Origin of the sequence: Pseudofrankia inefficax (assembly GCF_000166135.1) — a bacterium.
Taxonomy (GTDB): domain Bacteria; phylum Actinomycetota; class Actinomycetes; order Frankiales; family Frankiaceae; genus Pseudofrankia; species Pseudofrankia inefficax.
Window position 1 is genome coordinate 991,903 of sequence record NC_014666.1, and the last position, 16,247, is coordinate 1,008,149.

General features: G+C 73.2%; 16 protein-coding genes. 6 read left to right on the forward strand and 10 right to left on the reverse strand.

Annotated features, from left to right (window positions below; genetic code table 11):
- Positions 1–6: 6 nt before the first annotated feature.
- Both aroA and FRAEUI1C_RS03975 read right to left on the reverse strand, forming a co-directional pair.
- The gene (aroA, locus tag FRAEUI1C_RS03970; protein WP_013421990.1) at positions 7–1,323 is read right to left on the reverse strand and encodes a 3-phosphoshikimate 1-carboxyvinyltransferase; all 1,317 of its coding nucleotides are present in this window, start codon (positions 1,321–1,323) and stop codon (positions 7–9) included.
- Between the two features lie 18 nt (positions 1,324–1,341).
- Positions 1,342–2,190 carry a methyltransferase domain-containing protein gene (locus FRAEUI1C_RS03975; RefSeq protein ID WP_013421991.1) on the reverse strand — a complete coding sequence of 283 codons (849 nt, stop codon included), beginning with the start codon at positions 2,188–2,190 and terminating at the stop codon, positions 1,342–1,344.
- Between the two features lie 324 nt (positions 2,191–2,514).
- On the opposite strand from FRAEUI1C_RS03975, the gene FRAEUI1C_RS03980 reads away from it, so the two are divergent.
- The 3 genes from FRAEUI1C_RS03980 to rsrA all read left to right on the forward strand — a co-directional run bounded on the left by FRAEUI1C_RS03980 (position 2,515) and on the right by rsrA (position 4,570).
- Positions 2,515–3,234, forward strand: coding sequence for an alpha/beta hydrolase family protein (locus FRAEUI1C_RS03980; RefSeq protein WP_157734805.1), 720 nt, complete (start codon positions 2,515–2,517; stop codon positions 3,232–3,234).
- 431 nt (positions 3,235–3,665) lie between these two features.
- A complete protein-coding gene (locus tag FRAEUI1C_RS03985) occupies positions 3,666–4,277 on the forward strand; it encodes a sigma-70 family RNA polymerase sigma factor (RefSeq protein ID WP_041260097.1) in 612 nt (203 codons plus the stop codon).
- The gene (gene rsrA / locus FRAEUI1C_RS03990) at positions 4,274–4,570 is read left to right on the forward strand and encodes a mycothiol system anti-sigma-R factor (RefSeq protein ID WP_013421994.1); all 297 of its coding nucleotides are present in this window, start codon (positions 4,274–4,276) and stop codon (positions 4,568–4,570) included. Before FRAEUI1C_RS03985 ends, rsrA begins: the two co-directional genes overlap by 4 nt.
- A gap of 201 nt (positions 4,571–4,771) precedes the next feature.
- Here rsrA and FRAEUI1C_RS42135 read toward each other — a convergent pair whose 3' ends face one another.
- Positions 4,772–4,846: a 50S ribosomal protein bL37 gene (locus FRAEUI1C_RS42135; protein WP_374113482.1), complete on the reverse strand. Its 75-nt coding sequence runs from the start codon at positions 4,844–4,846 to the stop codon at positions 4,772–4,774.
- Complete coding sequence (locus FRAEUI1C_RS03995; protein ID WP_013421995.1) at positions 4,827–5,600, reverse strand: DUF5317 family protein; 774 nt, start codon at positions 5,598–5,600, stop codon at positions 4,827–4,829. The genes FRAEUI1C_RS42135 and FRAEUI1C_RS03995 overlap by 20 nt, the downstream gene beginning before the upstream one ends.
- A 1,246-nt stretch (positions 5,601–6,846) precedes the next feature.
- Here FRAEUI1C_RS03995 and FRAEUI1C_RS04005 point away from each other — a divergent pair.
- Complete coding sequence (locus FRAEUI1C_RS04005; RefSeq protein ID WP_041258822.1) at positions 6,847–7,074, forward strand: biotin/lipoyl-binding carrier protein; 228 nt, start codon at positions 6,847–6,849, stop codon at positions 7,072–7,074.
- 353 nt (positions 7,075–7,427) lie between these two features.
- Here FRAEUI1C_RS04005 and bsaP read toward each other — a convergent pair whose 3' ends face one another.
- The 4 genes from bsaP to FRAEUI1C_RS04025 form a co-directional block, all read right to left on the reverse strand.
- A complete protein-coding gene (gene bsaP / locus FRAEUI1C_RS04010) occupies positions 7,428–7,664 on the reverse strand; it encodes a biotin synthase auxiliary protein BsaP (protein ID WP_013421998.1) in 237 nt (78 codons plus the stop codon).
- A 17-nt stretch (positions 7,665–7,681) separates the two neighbouring features.
- Entirely contained in the window at positions 7,682–8,740 is a 1,059-nt protein-coding gene (bioB, locus tag FRAEUI1C_RS04015) for a biotin synthase BioB (RefSeq protein WP_013421999.1), read from the reverse strand.
- Positions 8,741–8,916: 176 nt separating this feature from the next.
- Positions 8,917–9,657, reverse strand: coding sequence for a dethiobiotin synthase (gene bioD, locus FRAEUI1C_RS04020; RefSeq protein ID WP_013422000.1), 741 nt, complete (start codon positions 9,655–9,657; stop codon positions 8,917–8,919).
- Positions 9,654–10,835 carry an 8-amino-7-oxononanoate synthase gene (locus FRAEUI1C_RS04025; RefSeq protein WP_013422001.1) on the reverse strand — a complete coding sequence of 394 codons (1,182 nt, stop codon included), beginning with the start codon at positions 10,833–10,835 and terminating at the stop codon, positions 9,654–9,656. Before FRAEUI1C_RS04025 ends, bioD begins: the two co-directional genes overlap by 4 nt.
- Positions 10,836–11,209: 374 nt before the next feature.
- Between FRAEUI1C_RS04025 and FRAEUI1C_RS04030 the strand changes: the two genes are divergently transcribed.
- Positions 11,210–12,667, forward strand: coding sequence for a sensor histidine kinase (locus FRAEUI1C_RS04030; protein ID WP_013422002.1), 1,458 nt, complete (start codon positions 11,210–11,212; stop codon positions 12,665–12,667).
- 592 nt (positions 12,668–13,259) lie between these two features.
- Here FRAEUI1C_RS04030 and FRAEUI1C_RS04040 read toward each other — a convergent pair.
- Positions 13,260–13,505: a WhiB family transcriptional regulator gene (locus FRAEUI1C_RS04040; protein WP_013422003.1), complete on the reverse strand. Its 246-nt coding sequence runs from the start codon at positions 13,503–13,505 to the stop codon at positions 13,260–13,262.
- 766 nt (positions 13,506–14,271) lie between these two features.
- Between FRAEUI1C_RS04040 and FRAEUI1C_RS04045 the strand changes: the two genes are divergently transcribed.
- Entirely contained in the window at positions 14,272–15,012 is a 741-nt protein-coding gene (locus FRAEUI1C_RS04045; RefSeq protein WP_013422004.1) for a glycerophosphodiester phosphodiesterase, read from the forward strand.
- Between the two features lie 112 nt (positions 15,013–15,124).
- Here FRAEUI1C_RS04045 and FRAEUI1C_RS04050 read toward each other — a convergent pair whose 3' ends face one another.
- A complete protein-coding gene (locus FRAEUI1C_RS04050) occupies positions 15,125–16,099 on the reverse strand; it encodes a diacylglycerol/lipid kinase family protein (protein WP_013422005.1) in 975 nt (324 codons plus the stop codon).
- Positions 16,100–16,247: the final 148 nt, after the last annotated feature.

A 16,247-nucleotide genomic window follows, 5' to 3' on the forward strand; every position in this document is an offset into this window, starting at 1 on the left:
TGCCGCTCATGCAGCCAGCATCGCCGCCCACATCGCTGGAAACTCGGGCACCGTCTTCCCGGTCGTCGCGATGTCGTCGACGGTGATCCCGGGCACCCGCAGCCCGACCACCGCGTAGGTCATCGCCAGTCGGTGGTCGGCGAGCGGGTCGAGCCGAGCGCCGCGCAGCGGTGCCGGCCGGATCGCCAGGCCGTCCTCGGTGACCGAGATGTCCGCGCCGAGCCGGCCGAGCTGATCGGCGAGCGCCCCGAGACGGTCGGTCTCCTGCAGCCGCAGGTGCGCGATGCCCCGCAGCCGGGACGGCGAGTCCGCGAGCACCGCGAGCGCCGTCAGCACCGGGGCGGCCTCGCCGACGTCACCGAGGTCGGCGTCCAGACCGTGCAGCCCGTCCCCGCCACGCACCCGCAGGCCCTCGGGAGTCAGCTCCGTGTGCGCGCCCATCGCCTCCAGCAGCCCGGGCAGCATCCGACCGGGCTGGGTGGTCACCGCGGGCCAGTCCGGGATCGTCACCTCGCCGCCGGTGGCGACCGCGGCGGCGAGGAACGGCGCCGCGCTGTTGAGGTCCGGCTCGATCGCGCGGTCGTAGGCCCGCAGCGGGCCGGGCGTGACCCGCCAGGTCGGCGGCTTGCCCGTCGGGTCCGCGGGATCGCCGGGCTCGGTCTCGACGGTCGCGCCGGCCGCGCGCAGGTCGGTGACCGTCATGTCCAGATACGGCCCGGACGGCAGCCGGCCGCCGACGTGGCTGACCTCGACGCCCTGGTCGTAGCCGGGCGCGGCCAGCAGCAGGCCCGAGATCAGCTGGCTGGAGTCGGACGCGTCGACGGTCACCGCGCCACCGGTGATCCCGCCGCGGCCGCGCACGACCAGCGGCATGGTGTCGCCGTCGACGACGGCGCCCAGGGCGCGCAACGCGTCGAGCAGCGGGGTCAGCGGCCGGTGGCGCATCCGCGGGTCGCCGTCGAACGTCACGTCGCCGTCGGTCAGCGCGGCCAGCGCCGGGGTGAACCGGGCGACGGTGCCCGCGTTGCCGCAGTCGATCGCGGTCGGCGTCCCGTCCCGGCGGCCCAGCCCGCCGCGGACCACCCACGCGGACTCGTCCTGGTCGATCCCGACGCCGAGCGCGCGCAGCGCCCCGGCCATCAGGACGGTGTCCCGCGAGCGCAGCGCGCCGCGCAGCCGGGAGACGCCGTCCGCCGCGGCGGCGAGGACGAGGGCGCGGTTCGTGCCGGACTTGGAGCCGGGTACCCGCACCACAGCCCGCACGGGGCCGTGGGCCGTCGGTGCCGGCCAGGGGTCGGCGGGGACGCGCGTCGCTGTCGTCACGCCCCCTATTTTGCCCGGCTAGCCGGGGCGGCGAGCCGAGGCGATGAGGTGGATGCCGATGGACTCGCCCTCGCGCTCGGCGGCGAGCTCGACCTCGGTCCGGACGAGGGTGGGGAATGACGACATGTCGGCGGCCAGTGCGCGCTTGACGGCCTCCGCCGACAGCACGCTGCGCGGCCTGACCCAGTCGACCTCGAGGCCCGCGCTGGTCAGCACGGCCTTGAGCTCCTCGGGCCAGAAGCACCGGGTGATCGTCCCGTCCTCGGCCGGGACCAGCACGACGTCCGCCCGCGGCACGTCGGACAGCTCGGCCCACCGGTGCTGCTCGGCCAGCCGGGCGAGCCCGAGCAGCAGCGAGTCGACGCACAGCAGCAGCTGGCCGCCCGGGCGCAGCAGCCGGTAGATCTCCTCGAGGGTGGCCTCGGTGGCCAGGCAGAACGACAGCGCCCGGCCCTCGGCGAGGACGGCGTCGAAGGAGCCGGGAGCGAACCAGTCGAGACTGCGGGCGTCGCCGGCCACCCGCAGCAGGGCCCCCGGCGCCAGCCGGGAGTCGGGATGCTCGGCCGCGCGCCGCACGTCGGCCGCGGCCCGGGCCGGGGCGGGCTGCCGCGGGTCGCCGACAACCCGGATCACCCGGTGCCCGGCGGCCGCCATCTGGTGGGCGAACCTGTCTCGTTGGCCGGACACGTCGAGGACCCGGGAGGGCACGGGCGGCAGCCACTGCCTCAGCTGAACCGAGGCGACCTCGTCGTAGAACGACCAGTAGGGATCGTCGCTGCCCGCGGGAGCCTCACAGACGACCGTGGGCGCGGCGGGGCGTCGCTCCGAAACCACAAGTTCCGGCTCGGCGCCGGGACCAGACAGCATGAACCATTCCTACCCTTCGAAGGGCCGCGATGCGAGGCATGTCACACACCAGAGCCGGAAGTCTCCGACGACCACGGACTTGCGATCACCTGTGCCCCGGCGACCCGGACCGCGTCCGGCGGCACCGCCGTCGCGGATCGGCCGGCGTGTCGCCGTTCGTCGATCCACGCCACGTCGTCCCGCGCCACGCCGTCCCTGCCCGCCCGCATGCCCTCTCCCACTGACCACATGTCCGTTCCCGCTCCGCGCCCGGCGGACATCGCCCCGACGGGCCGCGCCGAGGTCCCTGTGACCTCGCAGGCCGCTGTGCGCGGCACTACCGCTATGACCACCAAGACCCCGCCCGAAACCGTCCTATCTGTCGACGGCGGGGCGCTGTTCGTGGTTCCCGGCGTCGAGCGCCCTGTCACCGCAGGCAGCGAGGCCAGCGGCCGCAGCCTTTCCGCCGAAGCCGTCGATGGCCCACCGGTGGTGGTGCTGCTGCACGGCGCGGGCTCCGGAACCCAGACCCCCGTGCTGCTGCGGCTGGCCGAGCGGCTCGGCGACGCAGGCGTCACCGTCGCCCGCCTCGAGATGCCCTACCGGGTGGCCGGCCGCAAGGCCCCGGACCGGGCCGCGCGCCTGGACTCCGTCCTGACGGCCGCCGTCGAGGCGCTGGGCCGTCCGTCGCGGCTCGCCCTGGCCGGGGCCTCGATGGGCTCCAGGGTGGCGGTACGGACCGCTCGCCAGGTCGGGGCGCGGGGGGTCGTGGCTCTCGGCTTCCCGCTGAACCCGCCCGGCGACCGGCCTTCGCGCCAGGACGAGCTTTCTGGGGCGGGGGTGCCGGTCCTGGTCCTGCAGGGGGAGCGGGACTCGTTCGGCCGGCCGCGGGCCGATCCGGCGCGTGAGATCCAGGTGGTCGTGATCGCGCGGGCCGACCACTCGTTCAAGGTCCGGGTCCGCGACGGCCGGCCGGCCACCGAGGTCGTCGACGAGGCTGCCGGCCTGGCATCCGACTGGCTGGCCCGCCGCGTCCACGGGCATCCGGACGGCGCCCGCGGGTGATCGCGCCGGCCGGGAATCCACCGGCGGCCCAGACGGTTGGCGAGTGTGCAAGCAGAGGTCACGGAGGTCCGACATTGACGCCTGAGAGCCAGTTGTTCCGGCAGGTAGCCGCGCCGGTGGCGGTGGGCGGTTTCGTCCCGCGGCCGGTCATCGGGGGCGCTTCGCCGTCAGGCGCACTCCCGGTTGGCGGGGTATCGTCCCCGAAGAAGGCCGGTGAGAGCCGCTCGGCGCAGCCGCTCGCGCGATGGGAAGACGTAACGGGCCAGAACGCCCCGACGGGGCCGGAGCATCTGGCGGCCGAGGACATCGCGACGGTGACGGCGGCGAGCGGTCCGTGGGCCGCTCCGACCGTTGACGCGAAGTCAGCCGTCCAGCGGCCCGCGACGCAGGTCCGGGGGGTCGTTCCTCCCGGCTCTCCGAGCGGTGAGGGAGTGATCCTGGTCGACGAGACCACCGAGGCGCGGGGCGCGCGATTCGAGCGCGACGCCCTTCCGTACCTCGACCAGCTGTACGCGGCCGCGCTGCGGATGACGCGCAACCCGGCCGACGCCGAGGATCTCGTCCAGGAGACCTTCGTGAAGGCGTTCGCGGCGTTCCACCAGTTCCAGGAGGGCACCAACCTCAAGGCCTGGCTGTACCGCATCCTCACGAACACCTTCATCAACAGCTACCGGAAGCGGCAGCGCCAGCCGCTGCAGAGCCCGACCGAGCAGGTCGAGGACTGGCAGCTGGCCGAGGCGGAGTCGCACACGTCGACCGGTCTGAAGAGCGCCGAGGCCGAGGCGCTGGAGCATCTGCCTGACAGCGACATCAAGGACGCACTGCAGGCGTTGCCCGAGGACTTCCGCATGGCCGTCTATCTGGCCGATGTAGAGGGTTTCGCCTACAAGGAGATCGCTGAGATCATGGGCACCCCCATCGGCACGGTGATGTCCCGGTTGCATCGGGGTCGGCGCGGTCTGCGCAACTCGCTGGAGGAGTACGCCAGGGAGCGCGGGCTGGTTCCCGCCGGCTCCACCGGGAGCGAGGGCGGTGCTTCGTGAGCTGCGGCGAACCGCACGAGATCGACTGTCGCAAGGTTCTCGACGCGGTGTTCCTGTATCTCGACAACGAGTGCGACGGCAGTCAGCAGAACCTGATCCGGGCTCATCTCGACGAGTGCTCGCCGTGCCTGCGCGAGTTCGGCGTCGAGCAGGAGGTGAAGCTGCTCGTGGCGCGCAAGTGCGGCGGCGAGCGCGCTCCTGACTCGCTACGGGTCAGTCTGATGGCCCGCCTGCGCGCGGTCCGGGCCGAGGCGAGGACGGACGCCGGCGCCCCGGAGATCCACGCCGAGTAGACCGAGTGACGACGAACGCCCCGCGGCTCAAGCCGGCGGGGCGTTCGTCGTTCCGACGCGACTCAGCCATGATCCCGACCCTGGACCGGGCCAGTCCCAGACTTACAGGTACCGGAGACTGAGGTTGGGGAGGGCGCTCTAGGCGCCCGACCCAGGCGGAGCGGGCGAAGGGCCCTCAGGGCCCGGTTCCGCCCGATCGCCTCAGGCGTTCGGGCGCTTGCCGTGGTTGGCCTTGTTCTTCGCGCGGGCGCGCCGCTTACGCTTCTTCTTCGCCATGCCGCGATCTCCTTTCTCGGTCGTCGCCGCCATGCCGCTCGTCGCTGACATCAGCGGCCATCGTGCCACGCCGAGGCGTGGGAGTGACGCCCGCCGCCGGCCCGGCCGGCAGCGCGGCGACCGGCCGGCGACCCGCGGCCGAGCCGGCACCCGGGTCGGCGTCGGCGTCTCCCGCGGCCTGCGCCTGGCGGTGGCCGCGGCGGCGGTCGCGGGCCTCCCTACGGGCCCGCAGGGTCCGGCTCGCCCGCACCGGCGCGAGCCCGGCGAAGAGTCCGATCCCGGACGCGATCAGCACATCGCCGGCGCTGAGGGCCGCGGGCGCTCCCCAGAACGGAAACGCGATCACGTCCCCCAGGTAGCGCAGCCGGGTGTCATGGTCCGCGAGCACGTAGTGGTCCGACCGGGCCACGTCGGCCCGGTCGATCCCAGCCGAGCTGATCGCCGACGTCGAGACCGGCATGCGACCGTGGTTCGCGCCGATGACGGCCGCGTTCAGCGCGAGACCGATGAAGAGCAGGAGCAGCCCGGGAATCCGCCGATTGGCCGCGGAGAGAATCGCGGCGAGCACGGCCGCCGCCAGCCAGCCGACGGTCTGGAGCCGGGGCGCGACCACGGCGACCACGAGCGCGAGGACGATCACGGCGGCCAACCAGCCGAGCCGTACCCGGACCCGCCCGAGCGCGTCCAGGGTCCCCCCGCGCAGCCGGGCGATCAGGAGACCGACCAGCAGGGCAAGGACGAGGAGAACGAACACACCCGTAGTCTCCTAGCCCGTCCCCTTCTACCCCGCATCGACTGGCCGTCATCGCAGGTATTTGTCGGTTTTTCCCGCCCCCGCCCCCCGCCCGCGCTCGGCCTCGGCCTCGGCCCCGGGCAGGACCGGCCCCGGCTCGGCGTGGCCCGGCTCGGGCTCAGCCCGGTCCAAGGCCCGGCCGGTTCGGCCTCGGCTTGGCTCGGTCTGGCTCGGCCTCGGCGTGGCTCAGCCTCGACCCCGGTCGGTCCGGGGGCTGGCCTTGGTCTGACTCGACCTCGACCCGGGTCCCGGCCTCGGCCTCCGGCGGGTCCGTCCTGGACTCGGCTCGATCGGACTCGGCCTCGACCCGCTCCTGCCTCGGTCCCGGCCGGCGGAGCCTGGCACGGCCGGGGGCCTGGCCGCGGCGCGGCCGGCGGGGCCTGCTCGCATCGCGGCGGGCCGGGACGCGGTGGCCTCAGCTTCACCGGGGCCGTGCCTGGTCAGGTTCGCGATCGCGTGCGGTAGCCGGGTTGTCTGGGAGTCGGAGTGTGGTCGGTGGTCGTCCGGGCGCCGTGTCAATTCTGGGCGGTCGCCCTCCGTGGCCGCCGTTTCCCCTGCGCAATTGGCGATCATCGCGCCCTGGCGCCGGCCCAGTTCTTCATGATCGTCGGTTGGGCAGGGGGAATCGTCGTTCGGTGCCCCGGTTTGTCGCATTTATCTCTGCGCAACTGGCGATCATCGTCGTGATCCACCGCCGGATCGTTCGAAGATCGCCAGATGGGTGGGCGGTTCGGCGGCTCGAACCGTCGCTCGCCTGAAGGACAAACCGTCCATCGCTTGAGCGATCGCCAGGGCGCCCCATCGCCCGCCGCGTTCCGCGGTGCGGGTGATCTCTGTGTTCCGCGGTGCGGGTGATCTCCGCGTTCCGCGGTGCGGGTGATCTCCGCGTTCCGCGGTGCGGGGCGCGCGGTGCGTATGGCGTTACGAGGGCGTGTCCGCCGATCGACGGGGATGGGGCTGATCTGACACACCGGCGCCACGGTCGGATCGGCGTGGGCGAGGCGGTCTACGCTGGCAAGCGGATCGGCAGGGGTCCGGGGCTTCGCGGGACCGCCCTGGCCGATCTGACCACGCTGATCCGGGTGACGCCGATCTGGGCGAAGGTCTGCCGGGTGATCTCGCCCGTCAGGCCCGGACGGGCCGGTCGAAAACCCGAGCGCCCCGACCCGTGCGCGTCCCGCGCACCCGTGCCCCGGAAGGGATGACCATGGCCGAGGAAGTCCGCGCCGAGATGGTGGCGAACGTCTGGAAGGTTGTCGTCGGAGTGGGCGACGCCGTCGCGGCCGGGGACGCGCTGGTGATCCTCGACTCGATGAAGATGGAGATCCCGGTCATCAGCGAGGACGGCGGCACCGTTGCTCAGATCGCCGTTCAGGAGGGCGACGTCGTCCAGGACGGTGACCTCATCGCAGTAGTCGAACCCATGCCCGTCTAAGGGTCGCCGACTCAATGGCCCCAGCCCAACGGGTGGGGGCTGGGTCGCGCGTCTGGGAGCCGGGTCCCGGTGCCCGGAAGCCCGTCGGTCCTGCGCCATGATCGCGGCCGGCGGCCACGGGGTAGGAGTGCCGCCGCCCGCGCTGGCTCAGCGCTGCGAGGGCGCGGCACCTCATGCGCCACGGCCTGCGCCCCCAGAGCGCCGGGCCCCGGGCCCGAGCGCCGGCCTGCGGCCAGAACCTCCCGCGGACCGGCCCGCGGCGCCCGCGGCCCGGAGTCTGAGCCCCGGCGCCCGCGGCCGGACCACGCGGCCCGAACCCCGCGGCCCGAACCCCGCGGTCCGGCGTCAGCGGGTCAGTTGGGCGAGGTGCTGACGCCGTGTTCGGCGCAGCGGGCGGTCCAGCCGGTGGGGACGACCTGGACCACGAGACGGCGCCGGCAGGTGGGGCAGTAACGCGGTGGTTCCAGGGCGCGGGCCGCGTCGCAGCGCTCGTGTGTGCCCGTTCCGGCTGGCTCGCCGCAGCGGTCGCAGTAGGGCGCGGACACCAGCGGCGTGGCGCTCGATGCCAGGGTGTCGTGCTCGGCGGTCACCTGTGCTCGTCCCGGGCCTAGAGCGTCGCCTGCAGCGACTTGATCGGCATCGACAGCCGGTCGAGCATGGCCAGGTCGGTGGTGGGGGACTGGCCCAGTGTGGTCAGGTAGTTGCCGACGATCACCGCGTTGATGCCGCCCAGCATGCCGTCCTCGGTGAGATCGCCCAGCGTGATCTCCCGGCCGCCCGCGTAGCGCAGGATGGTGCGCGGCATCGCGAGCCGGTAGGCGGCGATCGCCCGCAGGGCGTCCTTGGCTCCGACCACCGGCAGGTCACCGAACGGGGTGCCCGGCCGCGGGTTGAGGAAGTTCAGCGGTACCTCGTCCGGCTCCAGCACGGCGAGCTGCGCCGCGAGCTCGGCCCGCTGCGCGAGAGTCTCGCCGACGCCCAGGATCGCGCCGCAGCACAGCTCCATGCCGGCCGCGCGGACCATCTGGCAGGTGTCGAGGCGCTCCTCCCAGCTGTGAGTCGTCACGACGTTCGGGAAGTGCGAACGGGCCGTCTCCAGGTTGTGGTTGTACCGGTGCACGCCCATGGCGACCAGCTCGTCGACCTGGTCCTGCGTCAGCATGCCCAGGGAGCAGGCCACGTTGATGTCGACGGCGGCCCGGATCGCCGCGACGCCCTCGCGGACCTGGGCCATCAGCCGGGCGTCCGGTCCGCGCACGGCCGCGACGATGCAGAACTCGGTCGCGCCGGTGGCGGCCGTCGCCTTCGCGGCCTCGACCAGGCTCGGCACGTCCAGCCAGGCGGAGCGGACCGGCGAGTCGAACTTGCCGGACTGCGAGCAGAAGTGGCAGTCCTCGGGGCAGCCGCCGGTCTTCAGGCTGACGATGCCCTCGACCTCGACCTCCGGCCCGCACCAGCGGGTGCGCACCTCGTGCGCGAGCGCGAGCAGTTCCGGCACCGCCTCGTCGGGCAGCTCCAGCACGGCCAGCACCTGCGCCTCGTCGAGCCCGCGGCCCTCGACCAGAACCTGCGCGCGGGCGGTGGCGAGCAGCGCCGTCACGTCCGCCGGTAGCTCGGTCGCCGGCTGCTGGGCCGTCGGGCTGACGGTGGTCACAGGAGGGGTCACAGGTTCACTCCAGCCGCCGGAACCGGCATTGGGTCAGTGGACATCGGGACAGTGTGTGCGGCGGGACGGGCGTCGGCGGGTCAGGCGAGCGCGGCTGGCGTAACGCCAGGCCCGCTCATTGTCCGACCCGGCGTGGCCGTGGCGCGCGTTCCTTGGACGTGGTCTCTCGCACTCGCCTAGGGAAGATGGTCGCCGCGGAAGGCGGCCGGGTCGAAGGTGCCGCCCAGCGAGGACGCGAGTGACCGGCGGGCCAGTGTCCGGAAGGCCGCCTGGTCCAGCAGGCCCGAGCCCTCCGGGAGCGCCCCGGCCAGGGGCCGGCCGGCGACCCTCTCCAGATCGGCGAGGTTCGCGCGTTCCGCGAGCTCGGGCCGCCGCGGCCAGCTGCCGATCACCACGCCGGCCAGCTCCAGGCCACGGCGCTCCAGTGCCTCGAGGGTGAGTGCCGTGTCGCTCAGGGTGCCCAGGGCCGGCCTCGTCACGACCAGCACCGGCGCCTTCAGTACCTGGGCCAGGTCGGCCAGCGTCCGCCCGTCCTCGTCGTAGCGCACCAGCAGCCCGCCAGCGCCCTCGACGAGGACGAGCCGGTGCTCGGTCGACAGCTTGGCGACGGTGTCGGCGACGCCCGCGAGGTCGACGGCCGGGAGGCCGCGCAGGCGGGCGGCCGTCGCCGGGGCCAACGGGTCGGGGTAACGGGCCAGCTCGTGGACGTCGGTGAGCCCGGTCAGTTCCCGGACCAGGTCGGCGTCACCCGGCTCACCCGGCGCGACGCCGGTCTGGGCCGGCTTGACCACCGCGACCGAGCCGCCGGGCTCGCCGGCGGTCAACGGTCCGCGATCGAGCGCGAGTGCCGCCACGGCGGCCGTGGTGACGGTCTTGCCGACCCCGGTGCCGGTGCCGGTGACGACGAGGACGCTCATGACCGCCCGGCGGGCGTGCCCGCCGGCTGGGCCGCCCGCGCGGCGGCCAGCGCCGTGGCGAACAACGCGATGTCGTCGTCGGTCAGGTCGGCCCGCGCGGACAGCCGTAGCCGGCTCGTGCCCGGCGGGACCGTCGGCGGCCGGAAGCAGCCGACGGCGACACCGTGCTCCCGGCAGGTCTGCGCGGCCGCGACCGCGCGTTCCGGCTCGCCGAGCACCACCGAGACGACGGCCGCCGCGGGGGCCGGCGCCTCGGCGAGCCGGGCCAGCTCGCCGGCCCGGGCCCGGGACCGGGCTGCCAGTGCCGGAGTCGCGGCCAGCAGCCGCAGCGCGCCGAGCGCCGCGCCCGCGGCGGCCGGCGCCAGCCCGGTGTCGAAGATGAACGTGCGCGCCGTGTCGATCAGGTGATCACGGACCTCGACCGGCCCGAGGACGGCGCCGCCCTGGCTGCCCAGCGACTTCGACAGGGTGACGGTCGCCACGACGTCGGGTGCGCCGGCCAGCCCGGCGGCCGCGACCGCGCCCTCGCCGCGCGCGCCGACGACGCCGAGCGCGTGCGCCTCGTCGACCAGCAGCACCGCGCCATGGCGGCGGGTGACCGCGTGCAGCTCCGCCAGCGGAGCCAGATCGCCATCGGCGGAGAAGACCGAGTCGGTCACCATCACCGCCCGCCGGTAGGAGCGCCCGGCCAGCGCGCTCTCGACGGCGGCGACGTCGAGATGTGGCACGATCGCGACCTCGGCGCGGGAGAGCCGGCAGGCGTCGACGATCGAGGCGTGGTTGTGCTCGTCGGACACCACGAGGTCGCCGGCCGAGACCAATGCCGTGAGCGCCCCCAGGTTCGCCGCGTAGCCGGAGGCGAAGACGAGGCCGGCGGCGAAGCCGGTGTGTGCGGCCAGCGCGGTCTCCAGCTCGGCGTGCAGCTCGGTCGTGCCGCTCACCAGCCGGCTGCCGGTCGAGCCGGCGCCCCAGGCCCGCAGCGCGGCCACCCCGGCCTCGATGACGTCAGGGTGGCGGGACAGGCCCAGGTAGTCGTTGCCGGCCAGGTCGAGGCGGATCAGGTCATCCACCGCGGGCCGGGGCCGTACCGACCGGCGCAGGCCCGCGGTGCGTCTGGCCTGGGCGTTGACGTCCAGCCAGGCCAGTGGGGCGGGCGGCGCGCTCAGTCGTTCGTGCACGGTCACGTCCGCGACTGTATGTCGGCTTCGGTGGGCCTCGGGTAGCGCGCCGGGCACAGAACGGCGGGGCCTTCGCTGTGCGGGACAGCCGTTGCCGCCGATCCCACCGCGCGCTGGAGCCCGGCCCGCCGCGGTCGGATTCGTCCTGGTCAGCCACCGGGCCAGGCCGATCGACCGCGTTCGGCCGAGTCACGCGGCACGCGCGGTCGCGCCGATGCCTGGTTGGCCCGGACTGGGCTGGCGGGGGCGCTCACCCCGTTCGACCAGCGGCGGCGACGGGCCGCGGCGGGCCGGCGCGGAGATCACCGGGGGCCTTGGTTGTTCAAGAGGCGGGTTCTTCTGGCAGTCTTCCGGCCGTGGGAACCCTCGCTGACATGCTGCACGCGAGCACCGACCTCCTTGACGAGGACATCGACCACCTGCACGCGCTGGTCGCGGACTGGGCGCTGCTGGCCGACCTGTCGTTCGCGGACCTCCTGCTCCTGGTTCCCAGCAGGACCTCCAGTGCACGGGCCGGCCGGGGCGGCCAGACCGAGTTCCTCGTCGTCGCGCAGGTGCGCCCGACCACGGGCCCGACCGCGTACCACAACGACGAGGTCGGCAGCGTCGTGATCAACCGTTGGGTGGTGCGCAACGCCTGGCGGGAGCACCGGATCGCCCGCGAGGGCGAGCCCGAGTGGGACGGCGGCGTGCCGGTCAGGACCGAGGCGATCCCGGTTCGCCACGGCGACAAGGTGATCGCGGTGCTGGCCCGGGACACCAACCTGGCCACCACCCGGACCCCGAGCGCGCTGGAGTCGGCCTACCTGCAGGGCGCGAACAACCTGGCGCTGATGGTGGCCGAGGGCCTGTTCCCGTTCCGGGGCAGCCCGGCCGAGCTGCCCGAGTCACCCCGGGTCGGCGACGGCATGATGCGCCTGGACGGGGCGGGGAAGGTCATCTTCGCCAGCCCCAACGCCCTGTCGGCCTACCGCAGGCTCGGCTACACGGGCAACGTCACCGGCGAGGACCTGCGCTCGGTGCACCGGGCGCTGAACCTGCCGGCCACCACCCCGGCCGTGTGGCACGCGATCGGCCGCCGTCGCCCGGTGGAGGTCGAGTTGGCCGTCGCCAGCACCGTCGTGCTGCTGCGCGCGATCCCGCTTTTCCCTGGCCAGACCCGCGAGGTCCTGGTCCTGGTGCGTGATGTCTCCGAGCTGCGCCGCCGCGAGGCCCAGCTGCTGAGCAAGGACGCGACGATCCGGGAGATCCACCACCGGGTCAAGAACAACCTGCAGACGGTGGCGGCCCTGCTGCGGCTGCAGATGCGCCGGACCAAGGTGGACGAGGCCAGGGACGCCCTCGGCGAGTCGGTGCGCCGGGTGACGTCGATCGCCCTGGTACACGAGACGCTGTCCCAGACGCTGGGCGAGTCGGTCCCGTTCGACGAGATCGCCGACCAGATCACGTCGGTCACCGTCGACCTGGCGACCACCGGGGCGCGGGCGACGACGCGCCGGGTCGGCTCGTTCGGGATGCTGTCCGGCGCGCTGGCCACGCCGTTGGCCCTTGTGCTCTCCGAACTTTTGCAGAATGCTGTCGAACATGCGTTCGATGGATCGGCGGGCTCGATCGAGGTCCGAGTGCGTCGGACGGCCAGCCGCCTCGATGTCGTCGTCGCCGACGACGGTGCCGGCCTGCCGGACGACTTCCAGCTGGAGCACTCGCCGCGCCTGGGCCTGCAGATCGTGCGTCAGCTCGTGCTCGGCGAGATGCAGGGGACGATCCGGCTGCAGGCCGGCGCCGGCCGTGGGACCGAGGCCTTGCTCTCGATCCCACTTTCTTCAATTTGAGTGTTTGGGGCTTGCGGGGCCGGGTATCCCTCCGCACGTGGAGTCTGTCGTCGATGAGCGCGCATCGAGCGCTCACGTTGCGTCAGGCTCTTCGCCGTTCCGAGTGACTGTGGGTGCCCCGCCGGTTCGGCGCCGCGCCGGGCTGGCGGCGTCAGTTTTGCCGGCCGACCCGACCTCGGAAAACGCATCGGCCGCTCCATCCGTGGCGCGCCGCGCGAAGACGGCGGCCGTGCGGACAGAACGGCCGAGAGTGCCGGCGTCCGAGACGCACCGAGTGGATGCGCAGCGTGACATGGGCACGGATGCAACTACCGCTGTGCCGCACACTTCCTCGGCCAGCGCTTCTTGCTGCTCTTTGTGGCCGGGCTTGGGAAAGCTCGGCGTTGTCGGATACCGGCCCATGGGCCCGTCGGCCGTGGATGTCTCGGCCGCCCGGGGAGGGGTGCGCCCTCGGGCCTCGTTCGTTGTCTCGTCGCTGGCAGGTGGCCAGCGGCTGATGGCCGATTCCTCAGACTTCCCGGACCGCCAACCTGCCCGACCGGCTACGCCGATCTGGCAGGAACCCTTCCGCCGATCCGGTGGGAACCCTGACTCAGGCGGTGCGGACTCGCAGCACCTGCCGCTTGAGGGAACGTCGCTCGTCTTCGCTCAGGCCACCCCACACGCCGGCGTCCTGACCGGTTTCGAGCGCCCAGTTCAGGCAGTCGGAGGTCACAGAGCAACGTCGGCAGACGGCTTTGGCCTCTTCGATCTGACGCTCTGCGGGTCCGGTGGTCCCGATCGGGAAGAAAAGCTCGGGGTCCTCGTCACGGCAGAGCGCTCTGTGGCGCCAGTCCATGCGTCCTACTCCCTCTGTCGTTGCGGGCGACACTGCACATGAGACGGCTGGCCGGCCCCCCGGGTTGTGCCACGACCTGACGGTCTCGTGCAGAGGTTCTCTCTCTGCCCGCGGCGACTGACTCGGGTGTCGGCTAGCCGACGGTGTGCCTGACGACACTGTGTAACTAACGATCATGTGCACGCGTACGCCCGGGTGTATGTGGTCATCCACCTCGGACATTCGCCACCCTCCCACCGGAACGGGCAGGGGCGCAAGAACCTGCAAGCGCCTTCACACCATCTCTGGCCTGCACTTGTCCGCTAGGGACACGGCGGACCACGACCGGAGGCGGTCGGGATGACTAGGAACGGCCATCTCGATGCCCTGTTGGCTATGGGCTGTTGGCTCCATCGGTTGGGTGTTGTCGGGATAGTCCAAGTAGGCCATGCAGGATCATACGACAGGGCTCATGCCAACTAGGCATGGTCGGGACAGTTTTAGCTGGGCCGGTCTGAGCGCGGCCTCGGGCGGGGCGCTGCGGCCCACGGTCGGCCGGACGGCGGCTTGACGGCGATCGTCCGCACCTACTTGTTACACACTTCTTACCTCCCTCCCCTCGCGGCGTGTCGGGCGGGTGAGGCCGGCCGCCGCGGCTGGGGCGGGCCCGGCGGCGGAGGGCCGGGTGTGGGACCGATCCCGTCGAATCGTCCGCGCGGCAAAGCTGGCGCTCGCGGTGCAGGATGGCCTCGGGGGTCGTGGTCCGGTGATCGGTGGGGGAGGCTCCGTGGAGGTACTGGGGCATCGCGGCAGCCGGAGTCCCGGCCCGGAGAACACGGTCGCGGCCGTCGACGCGGCCTTAGCTGCCGGCGCGGACGGGGTCGAGATCGACGTCCGGCGCAGCGCCGACGGGGAGCTCGTGGTGGTTCACGACGCGCGGCTGCCCCGGCTGGGCGGGCGGGCTGTCCTGCGGCGTTCCACGGCCGAGCTGGCGGCCAGGGGAGTGCCGACGCTGCACGAGGTCCTGGACGTCTGGGCCGGGCGCGGCCGGATCATCATCGAGATCAAGAACCAGCCCGGCCAGCCGGACTTCGACGCACCCCGGGAGCAGACCGCGCAGGTGCTCATCGAGCTGCTGCGCGCCCGCGGCCTGACCGGCGCCGACAGCGGCGTCACCGTGTCGTCGTTCGACTGGTTCGCCATCGAGCGGGTGCGCGCGGCGGACCTCGGGGTGGCGACCGGATTCCTGACCATGCCCCGGATGGCGGTGAGCGGCGGCCTCGCCTACGTCCGCTCGGCCGGCCACCGCGAGCTGCACGCCCACACGTCCGCGGTGTTGGCCGCCCCGCACGCGGCCGAACTCGCCCACCGGGCCGGCGTCCGCCTGGTCACCTGGACTGTCACCAGCGACCGCGCCGCGCTGCGCCTACGCGACGCCGGCGTCGACGCGGTGATCTGCGACGACCCCGCGGACGTCGTCCGCGCCCTGAGCACTACCCCTCGCCCACTCACAACCAAACCCAGCTAACCCACCGAGGGCGCTCAGCGCCCGAAGCAGGCGGAGCCGGGGTTCCTGACGGATCGACGGAGTCGATCTGGGAGGTCTGCAGAGGCGCGGAGCGCCGTTTCTGGCCGCCGCCCTAGGCGATGACGCGCAGGGCGGCGGGGTGGGAGGTAAGGGTGACCTCGGCGTGCTGGCCGAGGTACTCGCCATCCATCTGGAACGGGGCCTCGGGGGCGGCGCGCAGCCGTACGACGTCGAGGTCGTGCTCCAGGACGACGTTGCGCCCGTGCGGCCCCCGGTCGCCCGTCAGCATCTGGCCGGTGATCCGCAGCAGGCTCGACAGGTGAAGCCGGCGCAGCGCCAGCAGATCGAGGCCGGTGTCGAACGACGCCTCCGGGCAGGCCCGCACCGGGCGGTCGCCCAGGTAGGTCCAGGGCACGGTGTTGCAGACGACGACGACGTCGACCTCGCGGTCCGCGCCGGCCGCCGAGTCGTCGTCCGCGGGCGCGGCGGCGGCCCGGTCGGGCTCCAGGTCCAGGGTGATGCGCGGGTGGCCGCGGCCGGCGCCGGCGCTGTAACGGGCCACCCCGCTGCGCAGGAACAGCCCGGCGCTGTTGCCCCGGCCGCCGGAGCGCTTGCGCTCGACCCGGCCGACGACCTCCGCGTCCAGGCCCATGCCGGCGCAGAAGGTGAACCAGCGGGACTGGTCGGCCCAGCGGGCGTGGCCGAGCCCGACCCGGCGGCTCCTGCCCTCGCGCAGGTGGGCGAGCAGCTCCCCGGTCGCCTCGACGGGGGAGGCCGAATATCCCAGCGCCCTGGCGAAGACATTGGTGCTGCCGCCGGGGACGACCGCGAGGGCCGGGGCATCCGGGTTCGGGCCGTCGCGCAGCAGGCCGTTGGCGACCTCGTTGACCGTTCCGTCGCCGCCGAGCGTGATGACGACGTCGATGCCGGTTTCGGTGGCGCGCTGGGCGAGCTCAGCCGCGTGCCCGCGTCCCTTGGTGATGACTGTTTCCACCGCGAGATCGGCCGACAGGGCGGTGACCAGGACGTCCCGGACCCGTTCCGTGGTCGTCGTCGCGGCGGGATTGACGACCAGGAGCCCTCGCATGACCACCACGGTAGTACCGCGTCGCTTTCCGATGCTCGTATGCGGAATGTCTCACAATGTCGGCCGCGTAACAGAATGTCGCGAACTCGCCTGTCGGACTTGACGCCATCTGCCTGCGGCTTACTGGTCAACTTCCCGAAACTGACGG

Bases quoted from the DNA above. Each gene is read 5' to 3' on its own strand.
- FRAEUI1C_RS03980 (WP_157734805.1), top strand. From the start codon at position 2,515: ATGACCACCAAGACCCCGCCCGAAACCGTCCTATCTGTCGACGGCGGG.
- FRAEUI1C_RS03975 (WP_013421991.1), bottom strand. From the start codon at position 2,190: ATGCTGTCTGGTCCCGGCGCCGAGCCGGAACTTGTGGTTTCGGAGCGA.
- FRAEUI1C_RS04050 (WP_013422005.1), bottom strand. From the start codon at position 16,099: ATGCGAGGGCTCCTGGTCGTCAATCCCGCCGCGACGACGACCACGGAA.
- FRAEUI1C_RS04040 (WP_013422003.1), bottom strand. From the start codon at position 13,505: ATGGACTGGCGCCACAGAGCGCTCTGCCGTGACGAGGACCCCGAGCTT.
- FRAEUI1C_RS04030 (WP_013422002.1), top strand. From the start codon at position 11,210: ATGCTGCACGCGAGCACCGACCTCCTTGACGAGGACATCGACCACCTG.
- FRAEUI1C_RS04005 (WP_041258822.1), top strand. From the start codon at position 6,847: ATGGCCGAGGAAGTCCGCGCCGAGATGGTGGCGAACGTCTGGAAGGTT.
- bioD (WP_013422000.1), bottom strand. From the start codon at position 9,657: ATGAGCGTCCTCGTCGTCACCGGCACCGGCACCGGGGTCGGCAAGACC.